Source organism: Acinetobacter sp. ABJ_C4_1 (genome assembly GCF_044538495.1).
In the GTDB taxonomy this organism is placed as follows: Bacteria; Pseudomonadota; Gammaproteobacteria; order Pseudomonadales; family Moraxellaceae; genus Acinetobacter; species Acinetobacter nosocomialis_A.
The window spans coordinates 123,139-146,077 of sequence record NZ_JBIUCQ010000001.1 but is presented as its reverse complement, the minus strand read 5'-3'; the positions used below and the strand labels follow the sequence as shown (position 1 = coordinate 146,077).

The following is a 22,939-nucleotide window of genomic DNA, read 5'->3' as shown; positions in this document are numbered from 1 at the left end:
TGACTGAATCAATTACAACTGTAACTGTTGCACAATTGATCCATCCTGTTTTGCTACCAAAGATTCGCAGAGTTGAATACGTTCTTTGGTTTGTTTCAATCCTCTTTCTACCCCAACCAACTCTTTAGTTCGTGGTGCAAAAAAGTCATTTAACTGGACTGCCTGTTGTTGGGTACATGCTGCCCCACTGAACATTGCAGGAAAACGCCCAGCCGAAGATTTACCTAAACGATCAAACACGGCATCATGATTTACTTTAAACCAAGACCATAGACCACCTTGTTCATCTCCATAATTATTGATTGAGTTGACCACAGTACGAACTTCACCAACTTTAACACGCGGGTTTAGAATCAACTGTCGTGCTTGTTGGCGTGTTGCTTCTTGATTTGCTGAACCTAGTGCCGTAAGAATTGCAAGACGTTGGGTTGGTTGAGTCACGCGTTGTAACTCTCCAGATAAACGATCAAAAGCAGGCTGGCCTTTTTCTTGTACACGTACAGCTAAAATAGTTGGTAATAATTCAGGGGTTACCTGCGCAAAGTTAAGCTGCTTTTGAGCAAATAGTGCATCTGACTGTTTTAAAAGTTGTGTACGAACTTCAGGAACTTGAATATCTAAAGCAAGAAACTTAACCAACTCACTACGCCATAAACTGTCTTCAGCTGATTCACCTGTTTTGCTGACATAACCCAACTGATTTAATTTAGGTAAATATAAATTGGCCAAAACTTTTCTAAAATGTTCACGTTCAGCTTCTGTTTTCAATACATGACGATGAATCGTACTTAACTGGGAAAACAACGCTGTACTAATTTGTCGGCTATTCGAATTGGCAAATTTCTTCGCAGCATCTACGACAGCCAATAAATTAATATCACCATGGTTAAAAGCAGCTGAAATTGCATAGGCATAGGCCAACTGTTCACTGTTAGAAAGTTTCTCTGTAGCGGCAGTTAGACGAGTAAACTCTTTTTGAGGCAAACTAAATTGGTAATACCCTGCCGCATCTGCATTTGGAATATACCAACTGCCAAGGCTAGCACCTTTGAGTTCAATCTTAGCTTCTGCTTGGTCTACCAGCTCACACTGGACCTTACTGGCTGCATTTGGAACTTCATAACGTACACATAACGGTACGCCCCAGAGGCTTCTTGCATCACCTTTTGAGCCCACAGGTAAATAACGAGTTTGCTTCACATTTAAAAAGACTTTATTGCCTTCTTGCTGTAGTGAAGTATTCAGTAAAGGTACACCTGGTTGATCAAGGAAACTTTTCATCGCTTTGGCAAAGCGCTCACTTTGCTCAGACTGCTCTGCTAAAGCACTAATTAAATCATTGGCTGTCGCATTACCATATTGGTGCTTATTAATATAATTGCGTACCCCTTGTTTGAATTTTTCTTCGCCTAAATAGCTCTCAAACATATTTAAAACAGCCGCACCTTTTTGGTAAGTGATGCCATCAAAAGCCGTTTGAATATCAGCATTGCTTAAAATAGGCTGACGAATACGACGCACACTTACCAAGCTGTCACTTTTCATCGCATCTGCGGTGTCTGTAATACGTTCTAGGTCAGCATTAAATTCGGGATGTAATTTTTGAGTGATTTTGCTTTGCATCCATGTAGCAAAAGATTCATTGAGCCACAAATCATCCCACCACGGCATCGTGACGACATCACCGAACCATTGATGCGCGAGCTCATGTGCATTGACGTTAAATGAATTCTGTACAAAAGAGACTGGCGAGTCCTTATCCAACAACATTAGATAGTCTCTGAAAGTAATTAGCCCTGGGTTTTCCATTGCACCAGCGGCGAAGTCTGGTGCTGCCAGTAAATCGAGCTTGTCAAATGGATAACCAAAGGCAAAATAATCTTCTAAAGTTTTTAAAATGGTTGGCGTTTCAGATAAAGCATGCTGCATTTTTTCAGCTTTAGCATCAGGCGCAATACCACGTAATTGGATCGGCTGCTTACGCCATGAAGTTACTCCAATATCAGGCCCTTTTTGTAATTGCCACGGTCCAACAGCCAGTGCAAGTAAATACGTTGGTAATGGTTTAGTTTGTGCAAAACTGAGGGTTTTCCAACCCGACTTCTCTGCTTGCTCGGATGTTTGTTGGGTATTGGCAAACGCTGAATATTTGCTTGGAATCGTCAAACGAATATTAAACGGCGTTTTAAAACGTGGCTCATCAAATGACGGAAATGACTGGCGTGCACTAATTGCTTCCATTTGTGTCATAACATAAGGTTTACCCTCAAACTCGATTTTATAAATACCGTCAAGTTGCTGGTCATACGCCGCATTAAAATCTAGAACGAGTTGATACTGGCCTGCTGGCAAGGTCTTGGCAAATTTAATTTTACTTACCCCATCTACCTCAGAGGCTTGCTCATATTTTGCTTTGGTTTTAGCACCCTCAGCCGATATGATATTCACATCTTTCACCGTCAAAGATTTACCATGAATCCAGATGTGATCTGTGGCTTGAGCCAGCTTTAAATGAATAGTGGTTTTACCGGTATAGCCTTTTTGTGCGGGATCAATCTTAAAATCTAAATCATAAGATTCTGGTACAACCCATTCAGGTAATTTACCAATCGGGATTTGTTCACTGTTATTCGATGCAAAAATCTGTGTCGCCGATAAAGATAATAATGTTGTAAGTAGCAATCTTTTTTTAAATGAAGGCTTGACCAGCATAAGGGGTTTTATCCTCTGTAGTTTTAAATAAAAAGATGCAGCAAATGCTGTACCACTTCGCTGCATCCATACATCATTCTTAGAATTTATAGTTAAACTCCAACCAACCTTGACGGCCAAATGGTGAATATGATCCTACCGGATAATACGGCCAACCGCCTGTGTCATCTCGTTTCACTTTGTCAAACAAATTATTAATAATGATTGAAGCAGAAGCTTTTGGAGAGATTTGATAAGTACCGCTCCAGTTCACTAAATACGTTGGGCTTAAATAGGCAGTTTGGTCGCCGTTTGGAATTTTGCCATAACGATTAACTAATACTGTTGACGCCCAATCACCAAAGCTCCAGCTAAGACTGGTATTAAAACGGTCACGCCAATCAGGAATACTTAAATCTTTTAAGTAGTCATCTTTCTCGCCATCTTTTGATTGTTGATATTCATGTTCTAGTACACGGCTATAATTGATCGTCCAGAGAAAGTTACCAAAGCTGTCTGTTTTCCAGCGCCATCTGCTAGTGAAATCAACCCCGCGGGTATGGTCTGATGCAGCATTAATCGGAACGATATTAATATTTTTAATCACATTTGGATCGACAACTGCATTTGCAGGGTTACGCTCTACACGTGCTAATGCATCAACACAGGCTGCAGAGTTAATATCTTGGTTGCCTAAACGGCAATCTGCTTCCAAACGTAGAATTTTGTCCGCACTTAAGTTGGTCACAAGATTATCAATTTTAATATCCCAGTAATCGATGCTGATATCAAATTTATTGGTTGGCGACCAAACAAACCCTGCACCATAAGATTTACCCTCTTCAGGTTTCAGCTCTTTGTTTCCGGTTAAAGTGTAGTTCGCCCCAGGTGCGTAATCTTTAAAGCTACATTTATCTAAAGGTTGTCCCGTTTGGCTACAACGTAAATAATCGGTCGTACTTGCGAAATAACCTTTTTGCTTATTTAAGAACAGATAGTTCATATCTGGTGCACGAAAGCTAGTCGCGTAGTTACCGCGCACCAATAAAGTCGGATGTGGTCTAAACTCGAGACCCGAACCGAAAGTTAACTTATCAATACTGTTATCTGACAAAGCATAACGGTCATAACGTCCAGACAGCGTTAAATTTAATGGTTTCGCTAAAGGCAAGAATAATTCTGCACCAAGTGCTTGGCGTGTACGAGTACCACTATATTCTCCACTAGAACTTGTATTATAAAACTCACCATTTTCAACTGCCTGATCTGGCTTAATCGAAAAGCCTTGACGCCCAATTTCGGCCACAGCCGCAAGTTTGGCCGTTCCTGCAGGTAACTTAAACACATCACCATTTGCGCTTAAGGTTAAACTTTGCGCCCACGACTTATCTTTTTCTTTTGTTGTGCCCGAAATACTTTCAAATTCACTGGCTGTTAGTGGTCGACTTAAACGATCTAAATGAGGTGAATAAATAGGAATACCATCTGCATCTGTACCAAGTTGCTGACCTAAGAAGTACTCATCAACATTCGAACGTAATAAGCCTTGGCGGCGTAGCTGACTGGTATAGATGGAACCATTATAGGCTGCTTCATAACTCCAGCTCGTTTCTCCAATATCCCCTCGAATTCCGAAGTTTAAGTTCGAAGAAAGTTCTTTCCATTTTTTATTTATTCGTTCTACTCCGCCTAATTCTTCAGGTGCAAAGCGGCGATTCCAAATTTCATAATTTCCCGAATCTTGATTTAGGAAATAACCACTTGATGCGCCAAGAGAAGTCCATATCGGACTACGGGTATTGTTTTCAATTTGATTTGCCCCAATTAAAAAATCGGCAAATAATTGAGTTTTATCATTTAACTCATAATCTAAACCGAGATAACCATTTTGACTGCGATTTTGAGTTTGAACAGTCCAATAAGTTGGTCGAGCCAAACCACTGGCACAATTGTCTGCACCTGCTTGTCCAATATTATTGACTGATCCGTTAAATAAACCATTAAAGGCCTGACACCCACCAATTGAAAGATATTTACCAGTATCAGCATTTTTACGACCCACAATAGTGTCTGGTTTTTCTCCTAAACGAGTTCGGCTCGACATAAAATCTCGATCGGCTGCCCATATCGGTTCACGGCCGCTGAGTTCAATCCCATAGACGAGACTAAGCTTGTCTAAAGTTTTACTACCACTCAGTTGTAAACGTAAATTTTCACCGCCTTCTTTGGTTCCGCCTGCCTTGATATTAAATTGTGTGCCGTCTGTTTTCTTTTTCAGAATAATATTCACCACGCCTGCAATTGCATCTGAACCATAAATTGCAGAGGCACCACCATTTAATATTTCAATACGGTCAATAATGGCAGTGGGAATATTGGCTAAATTCACGAAATTGACAGACCCATCGTACGGTACAGGATAGTCTGCAACCCGATGTCCATTAATCAAAGTTAAAGTATGATTCGGTCCCAAGCCCCGTAAACTAATAGCATTAGCCGCAGGTGTAAAAGTATTTCCATAATCGGCGCCTTGTACAAAACCCGTGTTCTGCGTCAGGTTATTGAGTGCATCAAATGCATTACTAAAACCTTGTTTTTCAATATCGGCTGCGGTAATGACGGTCACACTGGTCGGGCCATCTTTTTGTGCTTTTGAAATCCGAGATCCTGTCACAGCAACACGAACTACTTTATCTGGTTTAGCTTGGTTTTGTGGTTGCTCTACAGCTTCTTGCGCATAGCTTTCTAATGGATGAAACAGTGCAACAAATACAAAAATAAATGAGCGCTTATTTTTTAACGTCCCTAGATATTTCAAGTTATTTAAATACATATTTATTGATAGACAAAATAAAGATCGCCCTACTATATCCACTTTTATTTGGTTGATTTATACACATTTTTTCTAGATATATTTATGTTTAATATATACCAAATGGTTAATTATTTATCATAAAAACTCACAACAAACTAAAACCTTTTTCAATAAATAAATTTTGTTTATGAATAGATTCAAAACCTTCACTGAGCAAAATTTCTAATTCTCTTATCGAACAGCAAAAATCTTTGGTTATTTTCTGCTAACATAGCTCCCCGTAGCTAGTGAAACATGGAACGCAATAGGCCGAACCTCCCACTCTTGATCAACTTCACCTAAAAATTTTAATCATTAATGCTGTAAATCATGACTATGAATATCCAACAGGCGCTCAACCACATTACCAAGAACATTCATTTGACTCAGCCTCAAATGGAAGAAATTATGCGCAGCATCATGCAAGGTGAGGCAACCGAAGCACAAATTGGTGCTTTAATGATGGGCCTACGCATGAAAGGTGAAAGCATTGACGAAATGACGGCAGCCGCACGTGTCATGCGTGAATTTGCGATTAAAATTGATGTGAGTGATATCAAACATTTAGTTGATATTGTGGGAACTGGCGGTGATGGACAAAATTTATTTAATGTGTCTACAGCGTCTAGCTTTGTGATTGCAGCAGCAGGTGCGACCATTGCAAAACATGGTAACCGTGGCGTTTCAAGTAAATCAGGTTCATCAGACCTACTTGAACAAGCGGGTATTCACCTTGATTTAGATATGCAACAAACCGAACGCTGCATCCGTGAAATGGGTGTAGGTTTCTTGTTTGCACCAAACCACCACAAAGCCATGAAATACGCTGCTGGCCCACGTCGTGAACTTGGTATTCGTAGTATTTTTAATTTACTTGGCCCACTGACCAACCCAGCTGGGGTAAAACGCTTTGTGATTGGTGTGTTTTCAGATGAACTATGTCGCCCAATTGCCGAAGTAATGAAACAACTTGGTGCCGAACATGTGATGGTTGTTCATTCAAGAGATGGTCTTGATGAAATTAGTCTTGCAGCACCTACCACTGTTGCCGAACTCAAAGATGGCGAAGTTACTGAGTGGACACTTAACCCTGAAGATGTCGGAATTGAGTCACAAACGTTAAATGGTTTAGTGGTTGCTGATGCATCGGCAAGTCTAAAGCTCATTAAAGATGCTTTAAGTAAAAATAAATCTGACATTGGCGAAAAAGCTGCAAACATGATTGCGCTTAATGCAGGCGCAGGTATTTATGTAGCAGGCATTACCAAGACTTATGCTCAGGCTGTTACATTCGCGCAAGATATTATTTACGGCGGGCAAGCATTAGAAAAAATGAGTGTTTTGGCTGAATTTACCAAAACATTAAAACAATCTCAGGCAGATTAAGGACTTCTCATGATTAATATTCAAAATACCATTTTAGGTAAAATTGTTGACCGTAAACATGAGGAACTTGCTGCACGTTTAAAACAACGTAATTTGCAAGATGTAGAAGAGCTTGCAAAAGCTGCGACTCCAGTGCGTGGCTTTGCCAATGCTTTGCAGCATAAGCGTCCAGGTGTGATTGCTGAAATTAAAAAAGCATCTCCATCAAAAGGAATTATTCGCGCAGACTTTAATCCTGCCGAAATTGCCCAGCAATATGAACAAGCTGGAGCAGCATGTTTATCGGTACTGACTGATGTTGATTTCTTTCAGGGTGCAGATGAAAATATTGCCATTGCTCGCAATCATTGTGCCCTACCTGCTTTACGTAAAGACTTTCTGATCGATCCATATAATGTAGTTGAAGCCCGTGCTTTGCATGCGGACTGCATTTTATTAATTGTTGCTTGTTTGTCTGACCAGCAACTCGAAGAAATGTCTAAAACTGCGTTTGAACATCAACTTGATGTATTGGTTGAAGTTCATGACGAAGAAGAAATGGAACGTGCATTAAAGCTTTCTGAACAATGTTTATTAGGCGTGAATAACCGTAATTTAAAAACGTTTGATGTAGATTTAAATACATCTATCCGTTTGAAAAAGTTACTTCCATCTTCACGTTTATTAATTACTGAAAGCGGTATTGCGACACCAGATGATGTGCGTATGATGCAAGAACATGATATTCACAGCTTCTTGGTTGGCGAGAGTTTTATGAAACAACCACGTCCAGATCAAGCTTTTACTGACCTTTTTGGACAACCTCAAACGGTTTAATGAAGATATATGAGTAATAAAGATTCATCGCTTTCTAAAGAGCAACAAAAGTTATTGAAGCAATTTAAAAAGCAAATCTCCAATCCTCATTCAAGCAAAATCGCAAATCAGCCTGAGACTAAAAAATCTCAGGTTGAGACTGAAGAATTGGAAGATACACACCTGTTTCAACAGGCTGTTGCAGGTGTTAAACGCATCAACAATAGTAATGTGGCTGATGTAAAACCACCTCGTGCTAAAAAAGTCGATGCACAAACACTAGCAAAACGCGCAGCCGCTGAAGGCGGACGTGATACTGAACATGCCGAGTTATCAGATACTCAAGCAGCATTAAATCCGGTCGCAAGCCAAGCCACTTTAAGCTATCGCATAGCCACCCTTCAGCATAAAGTTTTTGAAGACTTAAAAGCTGGTAAAATGCGCTGGTTTGAAGCAGTGGATTTACACGGCTGTACCATTGAACAAGCACGTGAAGCAGTTTTACAAATCATCCAGATGGCAAAAGATGAAAATCAAAATGTCATTAAAATTGTGCATGGTAAAGGCCCTGAAGCTGTTTTAAAAACCTATGTAAATGGATGGCTACGCCAACATCGCGATGTTTTGGCATTTGTAAGTGCCCCTGAAAATCAAGGTGGCACCGGCGCTGTTCTCGTTCTGCTTAAACGAGCAGAAAAAAATCCCAAGTACAAACAATAATCGGCTTTTTCTACAGAATTCAGTCTTTTGATAGTTTTCTGGTAGAATGCCGTTTTGTTCAACCAGTGTAAGTGAACATTCTTATGTCTATGCAGCAATCGTACGCAAATATTCTGACTGCCGTCGGTGAAGATCTTGATCGTCCCGGCCTTAAAGATACGCCTGTGCGTGCGGCTAAAGCTTTTTCATATTTAACTTCTGGCTATAGTAAAACTTTAGAAGAAGTCACCAATAATGCTGTTTTCCCATCAGATAACCATGAAATGGTATTGGTGAAGAATATTGAATTTTATTCGCTCTGCGAACACCATCTTCTCCCATTCTATGGCCGTGTTCATGTTGCCTATTTACCAGAAGGCAAAGTTCTTGGCTTATCTAAATTTGCACGTATTACCGAGATGTTTGCTCGCCGTTTGCAAATTCAGGAAAACCTAACTCAGCAAATCGCTGAAGCTGTTGCTGAAGTGACTGGCGCTCGTGGCGTTGCTGTAGTCATCGATTCAGCACATATGTGTATGATGATGCGTGGTGTAGGTAAACAGGAATCTACCACCCGTACAGTTTCATTTGTCGGAGATTTTAAAACCGATAAAGAAGCACGCCGTGAATTCTTAAGTGCTGTACCAGAAAGCTACTAATCTGGTTGTTAATGCACAAAAAGCCCGACAATGTTGGGCTTTTTTATAGGCTAACTTTATAAAGTTCAACCCAACTCTATAAAACATAACAATTAAATTAGGTGATTTTTGTTATAAAAGTACGCATCTTTATTTTTAAATAATTTATGAGTTAATCATGCGATTTAAAAAAATTTCTTGCTTACTTTTACCTTCTCTTTTTATTCTTAATACCTCAATTTATGCAGGTAATACCTCTAAAGATCAGGAAATTAAACAACTGGTAGATCAAAACTTTAAACCCTTATTAGAAAAATATAATGTGCCGGGTATGGCGGTAGGTGTTATTCAAAATAATAAAAAATATGAAATGTATTATGGTTTGCAGTCCGTTCAAGATAAAAAAGTCGTAAACAGCAATACCATTTTTGAGCTAGGTTCTGTCAGTAAATTATTTACTGCAACCGCAGGTGCCTATGCCAAAAATAAAGGAAAAATCTCTTTTGAAGACACACCAAGTAAATACTGGAAAGAACTCAAAAATACGCCAATTGACCAAGTTAACCTACTTCAACTTGCCACCTATACCAGTGGTAACCTTGCCCTTCAATTTCCAGATGAAGTACAAACAGATCAACAAGTTTTAACTTTTTTCAAAGACTGGAAGCCTAAGAACTCAATCGGTGAATATCGACAATATTCAAATCCAAGCATTGGTTTATTTGGAAAAATTGTAGGCCTATCGATGAATCAGCCTTTTAGTCAGTTCTTAGAAAAGACAATTTTTCCAGACCTTGGCTTAAAACATAGCTATGTCAATGTGCCTAAAACCCAAATACAAAACTATGCATTTGGCTACAACCCAGAAAATCAGCCGATTCGCGTTAACCCCGGTCCACTCGATGCTCCAGCATATGGGGTTAAATCGACGCTACCAGATATGCTAAGTTTTATTCATGCCAACCTGAACCCGCAGCAATATCCGGCAGATATTCAAAGCGCAATTAATGAAACTCACAAAGGTTTCTATCAAGTGGGCACCATGTATCAGGCACTTGGTTGGGAAGAGTTTTCTTATCCTGCAACGTTACAAACTTTATTAGACAGTAATTCAGAACAAATCGTGATGAAACCTAATAAAGTGAGTGCTATTTCAAAAGAACCTTCAGTTAAGATGTACCATAAAACAGGTTCAACCAACGGTTTTGGAACATATGTCGTATTTATCCCTAAAGAAAATATTGGCTTAGTCATGTTAACCAATAAACGCATTCCAAACGAAGAACGCATTAAGGCAGCGTATGCCGTGTTGAATGCAATAAAGAAATAATTGTCTTTTCTTAAAACAAAAAGAGAGAAATAGACTTCATCTACTTCTCTCTTTTTTATAGACATACTATTTAAAAGAACCAGACATATCCTAAGCTGGATTTCATCCAGTCCAGATGATTTTGTTTTTCATAATCCCAATTAAGACGAATAGCATTGTTGCTATTAATGGCATATTGCCACTGTGTATTTAAGCGTAAGTTCCATTGGTTTTGGTCTTCCCAATATGGCAGTTCAACTTGTACCACTGAGTTAAACTTTTCAAACCATTGGTTCATACAGCCTAAAGTTGGGCCCATTCCCACACGCCAGCCTTTATCTAAATTTGAACCCGCTTGAACATAAGCTTGAACTTGACCATAGCACACATGTTTACGCTCATAGTCTGCAACACTGTAGCCGACTTGGGTATTAAAACTTGCTACACCGTGCTGTTTTTCATCACTATAAACGCCGTCATGGACTGCTTCTTGACGCCAACCTAAGTTAAATCCCCAAGTAAGCGGTGTTTTAAAGGGTTGAATCGGGTTGTAAGAGTTCACTTCCAGAACATCAAGATGCTCTAGCTTTAAGTGATCGTTACGCCACTGCGCACTACCATTTAAAAAGAGCAATTGAGTACCAGCTCTATACCCCCCTTGTGGATCAATCAAGTCATGGTAAGCCTGTCTATGTCCAATTTCGATAAACTGATCACCCTGCACTTCACCCAGTTTTAGCGAAACATTACGTGCATTATGGCCTTGGGTTGGCTCAGTCGATGGCCGTTTCGGTTCTTGACGCTGTTTATCTAAATCAATCTGACTTCTTAAAGCCAAAAGCTGCCGTAACTGTGGTTGAGCAACGCTTTCTTCAACTTTACGACTAATAAATTGCAAATATAAATCATCGTAAGCCATCTCAAGAATTTTGGCCTGATCTGGCTGACTATATGACTTAAGTATTTCAGAAGACTGCTTGGTTGGCGTCATTGCTACTTTATGAGCAACTTTAGCTAAAGACGCGCCATGCTGATGAGCTTGGGCCAATAATTGAGTTTCTAAAGCGGGTCGATACACAGGTGCTTTAGTTAGCCCTCGTTGATGCATCGCTTTAATGGTTTCCATTGGAATAGAAGCATAATTAAACTTTTCTTGGAGATTAGACTCAGGTTTAACTAAATCAACTAATCCTAATAACCGATAAGCACAGTTGTCACTCACAAAGTAATAAGGGAAGCTCACATGCTGCATTTCCCAAATGTGACTCACTAAAAAACGGGTTTCTTCAGGGGATAGTTTTAACTCATATTCCCATAAATCACGGCTCTCGAAATCACCATATTCTTTTACCTTACGATAATAAGGCATAAGTGAATATTCACCCGGATACTGCCCTGTTAAACCTTTCCATGCATATGACCAGTTGTCGTTACCTGCTACAGTTGCTGCGTAGTTTACGGCGTAAGAAACAAGGTTTAACTGCTGTTGATCTTTAGGGTCTAGGCGCAATAAGGTATGCCCGAACATGGAGCTCGGATTGCCCATAAAATCTGTCGCGTAAATTAAGGTCGCTTTATAAGGCTTAATTTGGCCAATCCAGTTTTCAAACTCTGGGCATTTTACTTGCGGCAATTCATTTTCTTGAATGCCTAATTGCTTTATAAGCCACTGACTACGAGCTGGAAATTTACAACGAATTGACTGGTTATCTGGTGCAGGTGTAAACAATGCCGCGATATCGGCTTTTAACTCTTCTTTTAAATGATTTTTTCCATTTTCTGCAATAAAATAACCAGAATAACTCACTTCACTGTTATGGTTTTTATTGGCATACATGAGCCTTTGCCATGTAATGTCTTGGTCTAATTTTTTTTGTTCTGCAACTGACCAATAGTTTTGAATAGATGGATTTATTTCTGCTGAATACGCAATATTAACTGCCAATGAGGCAAAAATTAAAACAACTGATTTCATTAAGCTCATCAATTTTTATCATTAAATATAAGAAAAACCCTGCCAAAAGACAGGGTTTTCAATTTTAAACTTATACGTAAGCTTTTAAAACTTCATCTTTAGCCATTACGTTTTGTAATGATGCCAATACTTGAAGTGTGTTTTGGTTGTTTGTTGAATAGATTTCACCAAAGTTTGCTTTTGAAACTTTGAAGAAACGGTCTTTGTCTTGTGGTTTGATTTGCATTAACTCAGCAAGAACGTTCAGGCTTTCACCTTGGCCTACAGCCATATCACGTGCTAAAGCTTCTGCATTTTCATTTGTGAATGTAACAACTTGAGCTGTTACTGTTCCGCCTTGACGGCAACCTAAAGTACCGAAAGTAATACCTAATAATTGGTTAGTAAAAATACCGTTTGTTGTTGCAGCAAGAATTTTAGGCGCTACTCCTTTTTTGCCTGCCCATACTTGCGTACCCACACCACAACCTACATCATTATCAGCCATAGCAACACTTGAACCAGCTGCTAACAAAGCAGCTAAAGCTAATTTTTTTAACATGATGAATATCTCCAAAAATCATTATTGATTGTTTCTTATGTATTGTTATGTGTAATTATTATTACACCCTTCAAAGATAACGATAAGCTTGTCTTTTAGCAATTAAAAATTAAACAATATGATAAAAAGAGAAAAGGAAATTTTTATCTTAAATTCCAATTACCTTGATTATCTCGATGACCTAAAATTTTAAGAACTAATACTAAACTTAGTAGTAATAATAAATACCATGAACCGAGTTTACCCCACCCGACCATATGCCAAGCATTAATCTGACTTGGATAAACCCAAATTTTATAAAAGGTACTAATATTTTCAGCAACCCAGATAACAAACGCGAGTGTCAACAACACTGGGAGCATCGGGGTTTTAAATTTACGTTCATTTATTTGAAAATAAAGTGTAGTTTTCCAGAAAATATAAACACTAAAAGCAAATAAAATATAGCGAATATCAGGAATAAAAAATTTACTCATGAAATTAATATATGAGAAAAATGCGAGAAAAAGCATGCTTCCAAAACTTGGAAGTTTCTCAAAAGAAACCTGAAACAAACGGATTGAGCGAGCAAAGAAACTGCCTACAGCCGAGTACATAAAGCCTGCAAATAAAGGCACAGTAATAATTTTAAACACAGCCGGCTGCGGATATTGCCATGAAGCAATGCCAGGATGTGTTAAAAAGATTTCCATGACCATTGCCATGATATGAAATAGAGCAATGACTTTGGCTTCTTGCCATGACTCAAGCTTTAAATACAACAAGCAAATTTGAATAATGAGCGCATAGATGAGTAAATAATCATAACGATAAAAACCCATATATTCATGGCTTCCCATCGGTGCTGTCAGAGCAAAAGCAATTAATAGCAAAATACCAAACAAGGCTGCCGAAACAGCCTTGCCAATAAATTGAAGAGGTAAAAACAGATATTGCACAAAAAACTATCCTAGATATTTAGCACTATACTCATGTACTGTATCTACAAAGATTTTTGGCTGCGCTGGATCTACCCATTGGGTAATACCATGACCCAAGTTTGCAACATAGCCAGTCTTTTCACCATTTGCATAAGCATCATCCAGCATTGCTTTCACTGCTTTTTCAATAGTAGCTGCTGAACCATATAAAACCGCCGGATCAAGGTTCCCTTGTAGGGCAACACGGCCTGCTACAGTTGTACGAGCTGTATTTAATGGTGTGGTCCAGTCTAAACCTAATGCATCTGCACCTGTTGTAATCATTGGCTCTAGCCACTGACCACCACCTTTGGTGAATACAATCACTGGAATACGGCGTCCGTCTTTTTCACGTTGCAAGCCCGCAATAATCTTTTTCATATAGTTCAGTGAGAACTCTACATATTCACGGTGTGCTAAAGCCCCACCCCAACTGTCAAAAATCTGAATAGCTTGAGCACCTGCATCAATTTGAGCATTTAGATAGTCAATCACTGAATCTGCTAAATGGTCGAGCAACGCATGCAAAACTTCTGGCTGCGCATACATCATTTGCTTGGTAAAACGGAACTCTTTGCTTGAACCACCTTCAACCATATAAGTCGCCAGTGTCCAAGGGCTACCCGAAAAACCAATCAGTGGAACTTGACCACCTAAAGCAGAGCGAATTGTGCTTACTGCATTCATGACATAATCAAGATCAGATTTAGCATTTAACTTCGGTAAGTTTGCTACATCTTGTTCAGTACGAACCGTTTTATGAAACTTAGGGCCTTCGCCTGTTTCAAAATAAAGACCTAGTCCTAAAGCATCTGGAATTGTTAAAATATCTGAAAATAAAATTGCTGCATCTAAATCGTAACGACGCAAAGGTTGTAAAGTTACTTCACAAGCAAACTCTGTATTTTTGCATAAAGATAGAAAATCACCTGCTTTTGAGCGTGTTTCCCGATATTCAGGCAAATAACGTCCTGCTTGGCGCATCATCCATATTGGAGTGGTATCTACAGGCTCACGTAATAAAGCACGTAAGAAACGATCATTTTTAAGTGTCGTCATTGCCGATCTCTATCTTTTTCATGTGGCAGCATCATATCAAAAAGGTGAATGTTTTTATAATTTCAATTTCATACAAAAAACTTGTCAATCTACTAAAAAATGCATATTTACACAAAAGTCTACTGCAAGTAGCTCGGTTTTCTGCAATACTTGCAACATGTTACATCGGGTTTATTGATATTCCTTTAATGCTTAAATTCATCAATACTTAAATACGCACACATTGCGTTTTTGGTGATTTTATAAACGTTAGGATCAGTCTTCTTACCCTATTGCTTATATGAAAATTCTTAAGGTTGAATTACATGTTTGTTCGCTCATTACTCGCTATGAGTTTAAGTTGTATTATTGCTAATGTTGCTTTGGCTGCGTCAACAACTGAGCAACCAGTCACTCCTAAAAAAGTATCTGCTCCTGTAGAAGATCCGATTGATCCGCTTGCTGTAGATGCTGCTTCAACTGTTAAAGCTCAAGCTCAGACACAGATTACTGCTCAAGAACAAAATGACTTAAATCGAGCGTCTACTACATTACAAAATTTGCAAAAAGCTGAAGACCCAAATGCTGACTCAGGCATTGCTGCTTCAGAACCAACAGCACCAGCTAAAACAACAACAGCATCTAAGTCTACTACTTCTGCTCCAGCTGTTTCATGGACATTAGATGGCTTAAATAATGCTGAGTGGTATGAAAATATTGGTAAAGGTCAATTACCAGTTTATGCACGTGCCCACGTCATGCTCAATAACGCGCATGCTTCACCGGGTGCGATTGATGGCATGAGCGGTAAAAATACCCTAAAAGCAATTGCATCTTTCCAGCAAATGAATGGTTTATCTCCTACTGGCGAGTTAACTAAAGAAACTTGGGATGCGCTTGTTGCAAAACAAACGAAACCAGCATTTATTGAATACACGATTACTGATGCAGACCTAAAAGGTCCATATGCTGAGTCAATTCCTTCTGACTACGCATTACAAGCCAAAATGAAAGGTTTGTACTACACGCGTGTGACTGAAATGTTGGGCGAAAAGTTCCATATTGATGAAGGTTTCTTAAAGAAATTAAACCCGAAAGCGACCTTCAAAAAAGTTGGTGAGAAAGTTATCGTTCCAAACGTACGCAATGACTTACCAGAAGACATTCATTTAATTATTGCGCATAAAGGTGCTAAACAGTTATATCTGTTTAATAGCCGCAATCAAATGATTGCCTCATTTCCTGCAACAATTGGCAGTACTGATACGCCATCTCCGACCGGTACTTATAAGGTAGTTGGTGTTGCGCGTAACCCTTGGTATAGCTATTCACCTTCGAACTTCGTACAAGGTAAAAACTTAAAACCACTTTCTTTACCACCAGGTCCTAACGCTCCTGTAGGTAATATCTGGATTGGTTTAAGTAAAAAGTCATTCGGTATTCACGGTACACCAAACCCATCTTTAATTTCTAAAACTGCATCACACGGTTGTATCCGTTTAACCAACTGGGATGCTAACGATTTAGGTAATAAAGTACGTTCTGGTGTTACTGTTAAATTCTTAGAATAATCTTTCAAATAAGAAAGCCTGCTTTATGCAGGCTTTTTTTATATCTGAAATTTAAAACGAATATTTATAGACATTTCATCATATTAAAAACGCAACAATATGTTGCATCTACTCTATTTTTAGCTTGATTCTACAGGTTTAACATAGTCCTCAAGAGATCAATAATAATTTGAGGAGATCAAATCATGAATGCTTTTTTGCATCGTAGTGAAGATCGTGGTCATGTTAAAGCGGGTTGGTTAGAGTCTTATCATAGCTTTTCATTTGGTAACTGGTATAACCCTAAATATATGGGTGTCAGTGCATTACGCGTTATTAATGATGACCGAATTGATGCCCATAACGGTTTCGGCACACACTCTCATGACAACATGGAAATTTTAACCTGTGTGCTCGATGGTGCAATTTCACACCGTGATACGATGGGAAATGAAGGTCAAATTAAGGCTGGTGAATGGCAACTCATGAGCGCTGGTACAGGCGTGGCGCACAGTGAAATCAATAACACTGATACCCCCGTGCATCTATTACAAATCTGGATTATTCCAGATGTAAAAGAAGCCGAGCCAAATTACCAACAAATTAATTTGGACCCACGTAAAGATCCAAATAAATGGCATTTAATTGCAGGCCCAGATGCAAATGCACCGATGCACATACGCCAAAACGCAGAAGTAAAATCTGCTGTATTGGAAAAAGGAAATGAACTTCCTGTTGAAACATCAAAACGGGTAAATTACGTTCATGTGATTTCAGGTGTAATTCGTATTGGTGATCAAGAAGTTAAAGCTGGTGATGCTTTAGTGTTTGAAGATAATGCCGTGATTCATGCACTTGAAGACAGTCAATTTATTTGGTTTGATTTACCTTAAACAGCTAAAAGCCCTTTTATATAAAAGGGCTTTTTAGTCACTGCCACCGCCACTATCGCAGCTGCCTGAATCCGAAGATGAAGAACAATCATTTGAATAGCTTGAGCTATGATGATGGCTATTGTCATGAACATAATGATTTGCTGATGATGAATAATCATGCTCACTCGATGATGAATAATTCTTTCGATAGCGAAGAGCTGCAATTAAAAGAAATAGTCCAACACTGGAAAAAATGGTAATAAATACAATAATAAATACCTTCAAATAACCACCTTCTTAGTACAGCTATAACAAACATGATTTATGTCTATTCAATTATTTAAATGAGCCACATCTATTAAACAAGTTATTTTTTGATAAATACCACAAAACTTTCAATGTAAAAATTGGATGAGTAACCTTTCAAAATAACTCGAAGGTTACACACTACCACTCTCAGCATAGCTTAAATAAAACCACTCTCATTTTATAAATTATTAAAAATCGTTTTGAGTTTCCTTTACATACAAATAGGCACTTGCTCTAGAGATACCTAAATGCTGAGCAACCGTTTCCACGGCCTTTTTAATGTCTAATAAGCCATTATTCTTGAGTTCATGTATTAATTGTTTTCGCTCATTGAGTTTTAACATACGCGGTGTCGTAGCATGTTTTGAGGCAAATTGATCGATATATCTTCGAATTGCTTCTGTACCATTCGGTTCTAAATTTTCAATAATGTTGTCAGTTTCAATTTTAGTGAACTGATCTAGAGCACTTTGCATTCCCCTAAATAGGGTTAAATCTATATTCATACATAAAGCGGCCACATATTGCCCTTGTTCATCTTTAATTCCAATAGATGTACTTTTGGCAGGACGACCATCTGCAAATTGGTTTGCGTAATTTGAAATGAGGTTTGGAAACTCTGGAGACATGATTCTAGCCAGCCCTAACTCGGTTGCAGGATCTCCAATTTTCCGACCAGATAAATTGTTATGTATAGAAAGTATGGCATGCTCAGGATTTGTTAAGTCATGGACAACAACTTCGCAAAAAGGAAATAGTGTTTCACTTAGCCCTTTCGCGATAGTATCTAGTTGAGTGAGTAAATGTTTATCACGATTGCCCAATGTATTTCCTCCAAATGACTTAGTTACTATTTCAAGCCCTAGCGTAAAGCATGCAATAGTAATTTAGACTTTTTATCTAATTTTAAACTTAATGTAAATCAAAATCTTATATCTCATTGTTATCACATTAAAAAATAAAATTAGACATTTTATCTAAATCTATATATTTTATCTAAACAAGGTCAATATATTGTGCGTTGCTTGAGCAATAGCAAATCTTGCATCCGAAAACATTGAATAGCATTAGGTTTAATTATGAAAAATTTAACCCTTCCCACTTATGAAGATGTTGCAGCCGCTGCTGAACGTATAAAAGGTTTTGCAAATAAGACTCCTGTTTTAACTTCACGTACTGTGAACAATGAGTTTGAAGCAGAAGTATTTTTTAAATGTGAGAATTTTCAGCGTGTTGGCGCTTTCAAATTTCGTGGTGCAATGAATGCGCTTTTGCAATTTAGTGAAGCTCAAAAAAAAGCGGGTGTAGTTGCTTTCTCTTCGGGAAACCATGCACAAGCAATTGCACTGTCAGCAAAAACGCTTGGTATTCCAGCCATAATCGTTATGCCACAAGATGCTCCTGCGGCAAAAATGGCAGCAACGCGAGAATACGGCGCCGATATTGTTGAATTTGACCGCTACAGGGAAGATCGGGAAAAAATTGGAAAAGAAATAGCTGAGAAAAATGGCCTTACACTCATACCATCTTATGACCATCCTCATGTAATTGCAGGTCAAGGTACGGCTGCAAAAGAGTTATTTGAAGAAGTCGGCGAATTAGATTACCTGTTTGTATGTTTAGGGGGCGGTGGTTTATTGGCAGGTTCTGCCCTGTCTGCTCGCCAGCTCTCGCCTAACTGTAAAATATATGGTGTTGAACCTGCTCTAGGAAATGATGGACAAATGTCTTTTAGAAAAGGAGAAATTGTTCATATTGATACGCCACAAACCATAGCCGATGGCGCTCAAACTCAATATTTAGGCAAATTAACATTCCCTATTATTCAAAAGAATGTGGATGACATTTTGACAGTAGAAGATGAAGACCTCATTAGCTGTATGAAGTTCTTTGCTGAAAGAATGAAAATGGTGGTTGAACCGACAGGATGTCTCGGATTTGCTGCTGCACGTAATTTAAAGCATGAGTTAAAAGGCAAACGTATAGGCATCATTATTAGTGGTGGCAATGTCGATATTTCTAAATATGTAGAGTTTTTATCTGCTTAATAAAAGTTAGTGCCTATCTATGAGTTCAGTTAATACGTCATAGATAGGCATTACATGCTACTCGCCTCTCGACGTGTTCGTGTCTTAATTTAAATAAACTTTTGGAGATGGTGATGAGATTTATTTCTGAGTCTGAATCTTCTGCTCTCATCAATCATGAACTGGCTTATGACGCCATTTACCAAGCTTTAATTGCTGCAACTCAACCTGACACTAAAAGTTTTCCTGTGGTTCACGGTCAAGGTTCCGATAGCAAAAATACCTTTAGTGTTAAGTCATCGGCGACTCAGCATTTGGCTGGCCTTAAGGTTGGTTCTTTTTGGGAAGATAACCCTAAACATGGTTTGCCTCGCCATAACGCGCTCATTTTATTATTTAATCAAGCCAATGGAAAAATTGCAGCAGCCATCGAAGCAGGCAAAGTTAATGCGTTTCGAACAGCAGCATCTAATGCTGTTGCAACCCATGTACTAGCAAGAAATGATTCAAAAGTATTAGCGATATTTGGTACAGGAAATCAGGCCAAATATGAATGTGAAGCTATAGCGAGAATTAGAAATTTCGAACAGATTTTGATAGTAGGACGCGACTCAAGTAAAGCTGAAAAAATGGCAGAAGACCTCAAACCATTAGGTATTAAAACTGAGGTTACAGAAGCAAAAGAAGCCTGTGAACAAGCCGATATTATTGTGACCGCAACTTCTTCGCATACTCCTCTTTTTAAAGCAGAATGGGTCAAAGCTGGCACGCATATTTCATCTATGGGTTCAGATAAACAAGGCAAGCAAGAGCTTCCGCCAGAGCTATTTTCACATAGTGATTTATTTTGTGATCTTAATGTCCAGTCTAAACTCATTGGTGAATTTCAACATGCGCCTGAGTCTGCAACCTTAATCAATATAGGTGATGTGCTTTTAGCAAATGCCCAAGGTAGGCAGTCACCAGAACAAATCACAATTTATGATAGTTCAGGCTTATCTATACAAGATTTATATATCGCTCAGAAAATTTTAGAAATTTCTTAATCTTTACATTTAACTGCATCGTTCACGTTGATGCAGTTAAATGTAAAAGAGTTTTTTTTATATTCTTACTTAACCTTTTTTGAAGACTTCTCTAAAGATTGGAGCAGTACTGACAAAGAGGCATTGATATTGTCTATTTCATTACTCGACAGTACTGAAAGTATATGACGTTCATTCTCTACATGTGCTTCCACTGCCTTATTGATTAACTCCAATCCATGACTGGTAAGTTGTACGAGCATACTACGAGCATCTTCTTCGTTATCGATACGCTCAATAAGGTTTCTCTGCTCTAGTTTCTTTAAACGATGCGTCATTGTCCCAGAAGTAATCATTAATGCTGAAAACAATTCAGTTGGACTTAGCCTATATGGGGATCCCGAACGTCTAAGCGTAGCCAACATATCAAACTCCCAAAGACTCAGGTCAAAGGTTGAGAACGTAGATTCTAAAAGCCGCTCTAACAAAGTCGCACAGCGTTTAATGCGACCAATAGGCCCCATAGGACTAGCATCAAGATCCGGTCGTTCTTTCGCCCATTGTTCTAAAATTTTATCAACTTCATCTTTTCCTAGACTATCGTTCTGATTTTTCATTTATCTTGACTTCAAGCTAATTGGTATGACAACATAATGATATCTTGAATTGAAGATAAATTACAACAATATGTCAAATACATTACCAACATCACGCGGGTTAGATATTTTACTCACCGCATTAGCTCCTCTCATTTGGGGTTCCACCTATATTGTGACATCGGAGCTTTTACCATCCGACCGTCCATTTACCTCAGCACTTATAAGAGTATTACCAGCAGGCTTACTTTTACTTTTGTTGACGCGCCGCATGCCTGCAAAAAATGATTGGTGGCGCCTCATCATACTTGGGGCACTCAATATAGGATTTTTCCAAGCCTTTTTGTTTATAGCAGCCTATCGTTTACCCGGTGGATTAGCAGCTGTACTTGGTGCAATTCAGCCTTTACTGGTAATGGTAATCGCTTGGGTAGTAGATGGTCGGTCACCGCTCAGATCTACATTATGGGCAGCCGTAATAGGTATGTTTGGAATGGCCATCTTGCTGTTATCGCCTAATACCGTATTTGAACCGATTGGAATCTTAGCAGCCTTATTAGGTGCTATTTGTATGGCATGTGGTGTGTGGCTAACCTCCCGCTGGAAGTTGGATATGCCATTACTCGCTCTTACGGGTTGGCAGCTTGTGATTGGGGGCTTAATTCTTCTACCTATAGCTTGGATGGTAGATGCACCTCTCCCTACTTTAAAACCTGTCCAATATATTTCTTATGCTTATTTGAGCTTAGCGGGTGCTTTAGTGGCTTATGTACTTTGGTTTAGAGGCATAAGCCGTCTGCCAAGTGTAGCTGTTGCATCCCTTGGGTTACTTAGTCCCCTTACTGCGGTTGTACTGGGTTGGGCTTTGTTATCACAGTCAATTTCAGGAACTGCCCTTTTAGGATTAGTCATCGTGCTCATTAGTGTGTTCGTAGTGCAATGGACCACTGCACGTCGTAATTAATAATTAACTTTAAAATTATCTCTCTTTTCTGAGGCTTATATGAATATCTCTATACAACATGCTATTGAAACTCGCACATCAATTAATAACTTTCAGCCAAATCGCTCATTAGATGAAGCGACCATCAAGAAATTAGTCGAATTAGCAACTAAAGCTCCCTCGGCTTATAATTTACAAAATTGGCGTTTTATAGCGGTACGCTCTGAAGAGACAAAACAATTGTTGAAAGCGGCGGCTTTCGGACAAGATAAAATTACGGATGCTTCCGTAAACTTTATAATCTGCGGCACTTTTGATGCACATCATCAACTGCATAATGCACTTCAGCCATCCCTAGAAAATAATATTATGGGACATAAAGTTATTGATAGCTGGGTAAGACAAGCGACTCATGCTTATCAAGATAACGCTATATTACAACGCGATGAGGCTATTCGCTCGGCATCTTTAGCTGCAATGACTTTAATACTCGCAGCACAAGAGATGGGGTTAGGAACTTGTGCAATGGGTGGATTTGATACAAAACAAGTATCTCAAGATTTTGAACTTACAGCGAATGAATTGCCTGTCATGATTGTTGCTGTGGGTTATTCAACAACCAATAATTGGGCGCAAAAAATACGTAAGCCTGTAACCGAAGTTCTTACTATTGTTTAGTAAAGCTATAACCAAAATGGAAAGCATCTGCTGTTATTCATTCTATAGATA

The 22,939-nt window shown here is 38.8% G+C and carries 20 protein-coding genes; 11 read left to right on the top strand and 9 right to left on the bottom strand.

What is annotated here, in order from left to right; genetic code table 11:
* Nucleotides 1-12 precede the first annotated feature (12 nt).
* A complete protein-coding gene (locus ACIF8R_RS00640) occupies nt 13-2,778 on the bottom strand; it encodes a M1 family metallopeptidase (RefSeq protein WP_396478409.1) in 2,766 nt (921 codons plus the stop codon).
* A gap of 13 nt (nt 2,779-2,791) precedes the next feature.
* Nucleotides 2,792-5,524 (bottom strand): TonB-dependent receptor plug domain-containing protein, encoded by a 2,733-nt coding sequence (locus ACIF8R_RS00635; RefSeq protein WP_396478407.1) that lies wholly within the window; start codon nt 5,522-5,524, stop codon nt 2,792-2,794.
* A gap of 357 nt (nt 5,525-5,881) precedes the next feature.
* On the opposite strand from ACIF8R_RS00635, the gene trpD reads away from it, so the two are divergent.
* From trpD to blaADC, 5 genes are all read left to right on the top strand, one after another.
* Nucleotides 5,882-6,931 (top strand): anthranilate phosphoribosyltransferase, encoded by a 1,050-nt coding sequence (gene trpD, locus ACIF8R_RS00630; protein ID WP_009498528.1) that lies wholly within the window; start codon nt 5,882-5,884, stop codon nt 6,929-6,931.
* A gap of 9 nt (nt 6,932-6,940) precedes the next feature.
* A complete protein-coding gene (trpC, locus tag ACIF8R_RS00625) occupies nt 6,941-7,747 on the top strand; it encodes an indole-3-glycerol phosphate synthase TrpC (RefSeq protein ID WP_396478405.1) in 807 nt (268 codons plus the stop codon).
* Between the two features lie 9 nt (nt 7,748-7,756).
* A complete protein-coding gene (locus ACIF8R_RS00620) occupies nt 7,757-8,446 on the top strand; it encodes a Smr/MutS family protein (protein ID WP_396478403.1) in 690 nt (229 codons plus the stop codon).
* Between the two features lie 89 nt (nt 8,447-8,535).
* The gene (gene folE / locus ACIF8R_RS00615) at nt 8,536-9,084 is read left to right on the top strand and encodes a GTP cyclohydrolase I FolE (protein ID WP_002118643.1); all 549 of its coding nucleotides are present in this window, start codon (nt 8,536-8,538) and stop codon (nt 9,082-9,084) included.
* A 157-nt stretch (nt 9,085-9,241) separates the two neighbouring features.
* The gene (gene blaADC, locus ACIF8R_RS00610) at nt 9,242-10,393 is read left to right on the top strand and encodes an ADC family extended-spectrum class C beta-lactamase (RefSeq protein ID WP_396478401.1); all 1,152 of its coding nucleotides are present in this window, start codon (nt 9,242-9,244) and stop codon (nt 10,391-10,393) included.
* Between the two features lie 70 nt (nt 10,394-10,463).
* Here the strand turns inward: blaADC and ACIF8R_RS00605 are convergent, their stop codons facing one another.
* The 4 genes from ACIF8R_RS00605 to hemE all read right to left on the bottom strand — a co-directional run bounded on the left by ACIF8R_RS00605 (nt 10,464) and on the right by hemE (nt 14,906).
* Nucleotides 10,464-12,356, bottom strand: coding sequence for a DUF4105 domain-containing protein (locus ACIF8R_RS00605; protein ID WP_396478399.1), 1,893 nt, complete (start codon nt 12,354-12,356; stop codon nt 10,464-10,466).
* A gap of 61 nt (nt 12,357-12,417) precedes the next feature.
* Nucleotides 12,418-12,888 (bottom strand): DUF3015 family protein, encoded by a 471-nt coding sequence (locus tag ACIF8R_RS00600; protein ID WP_000914197.1) that lies wholly within the window; start codon nt 12,886-12,888, stop codon nt 12,418-12,420.
* A 143-nt stretch (nt 12,889-13,031) separates the two neighbouring features.
* Entirely contained in the window at nt 13,032-13,826 is a 795-nt protein-coding gene (locus tag ACIF8R_RS00595; protein ID WP_311069354.1) for a DUF817 family protein, read from the bottom strand.
* 6 nt (nt 13,827-13,832) lie between these two features.
* The gene (hemE, locus tag ACIF8R_RS00590; RefSeq protein ID WP_004700197.1) at nt 13,833-14,906 is read right to left on the bottom strand and encodes a uroporphyrinogen decarboxylase; all 1,074 of its coding nucleotides are present in this window, start codon (nt 14,904-14,906) and stop codon (nt 13,833-13,835) included.
* Between the two features lie 305 nt (nt 14,907-15,211).
* Here hemE and ACIF8R_RS00585 point away from each other — a divergent pair, with 305 nt between their 5' ends.
* Together ACIF8R_RS00585 and ACIF8R_RS00580 are read left to right on the top strand one after the other, a co-directional pair.
* A complete protein-coding gene (locus ACIF8R_RS00585; RefSeq protein WP_263614277.1) occupies nt 15,212-16,456 on the top strand; it encodes a L,D-transpeptidase in 1,245 nt (414 codons plus the stop codon).
* A 185-nt stretch (nt 16,457-16,641) separates the two neighbouring features.
* Nucleotides 16,642-17,328 (top strand): pirin family protein, encoded by a 687-nt coding sequence (locus ACIF8R_RS00580; protein ID WP_019457751.1) that lies wholly within the window; start codon nt 16,642-16,644, stop codon nt 17,326-17,328.
* On the opposite strand, the gene ACIF8R_RS00575 is transcribed toward ACIF8R_RS00580, so the two are convergent.
* Both ACIF8R_RS00575 and ACIF8R_RS00570 read right to left on the bottom strand, forming a co-directional pair.
* The gene (locus ACIF8R_RS00575; RefSeq protein ID WP_396478397.1) at nt 17,325-17,489 is read right to left on the bottom strand and encodes a hypothetical protein; all 165 of its coding nucleotides are present in this window, start codon (nt 17,487-17,489) and stop codon (nt 17,325-17,327) included. The genes ACIF8R_RS00580 and ACIF8R_RS00575 overlap by 4 nt on opposite strands.
* Nucleotides 17,490-17,807: 318 nt before the next feature.
* Entirely contained in the window at nt 17,808-18,443 is a 636-nt protein-coding gene (locus tag ACIF8R_RS00570; RefSeq protein ID WP_396478395.1) for a transcriptional regulator, read from the bottom strand.
* Between the two features lie 255 nt (nt 18,444-18,698).
* On the opposite strand from ACIF8R_RS00570, the gene ACIF8R_RS00565 reads away from it, so the two are divergent.
* Nucleotides 18,699-19,667, top strand: a complete 969-nt coding sequence (locus ACIF8R_RS00565; RefSeq protein ID WP_396478393.1) for a threo-3-hydroxy-L-aspartate ammonia-lyase — start codon at nt 18,699-18,701, stop codon at nt 19,665-19,667.
* Between the two features lie 113 nt (nt 19,668-19,780).
* Nucleotides 19,781-20,692: an ornithine cyclodeaminase family protein gene (locus ACIF8R_RS00560; RefSeq protein ID WP_396478391.1), complete on the top strand. Its 912-nt coding sequence runs from the start codon at nt 19,781-19,783 to the stop codon at nt 20,690-20,692.
* 65 nt (nt 20,693-20,757) lie between these two features.
* Here ACIF8R_RS00560 and ACIF8R_RS00555 read toward each other — a convergent pair whose 3' ends face one another.
* Nucleotides 20,758-21,288, bottom strand: a complete 531-nt coding sequence (locus tag ACIF8R_RS00555; RefSeq protein ID WP_396478389.1) for a MarR family winged helix-turn-helix transcriptional regulator — start codon at nt 21,286-21,288, stop codon at nt 20,758-20,760.
* Between the two features lie 70 nt (nt 21,289-21,358).
* Between ACIF8R_RS00555 and ACIF8R_RS00550 the strand changes: the two genes are divergently transcribed.
* Together ACIF8R_RS00550 and ACIF8R_RS00545 are read left to right on the top strand one after the other, a co-directional pair.
* Nucleotides 21,359-22,231 (top strand): EamA family transporter, encoded by an 873-nt coding sequence (locus ACIF8R_RS00550; RefSeq protein ID WP_396478387.1) that lies wholly within the window; start codon nt 21,359-21,361, stop codon nt 22,229-22,231.
* A 39-nt stretch (nt 22,232-22,270) separates the two neighbouring features.
* Nucleotides 22,271-22,888 (top strand): nitroreductase family protein, encoded by a 618-nt coding sequence (locus tag ACIF8R_RS00545; protein WP_396478385.1) that lies wholly within the window; start codon nt 22,271-22,273, stop codon nt 22,886-22,888.
* Nucleotides 22,889-22,939 lie beyond the last annotated feature (51 nt).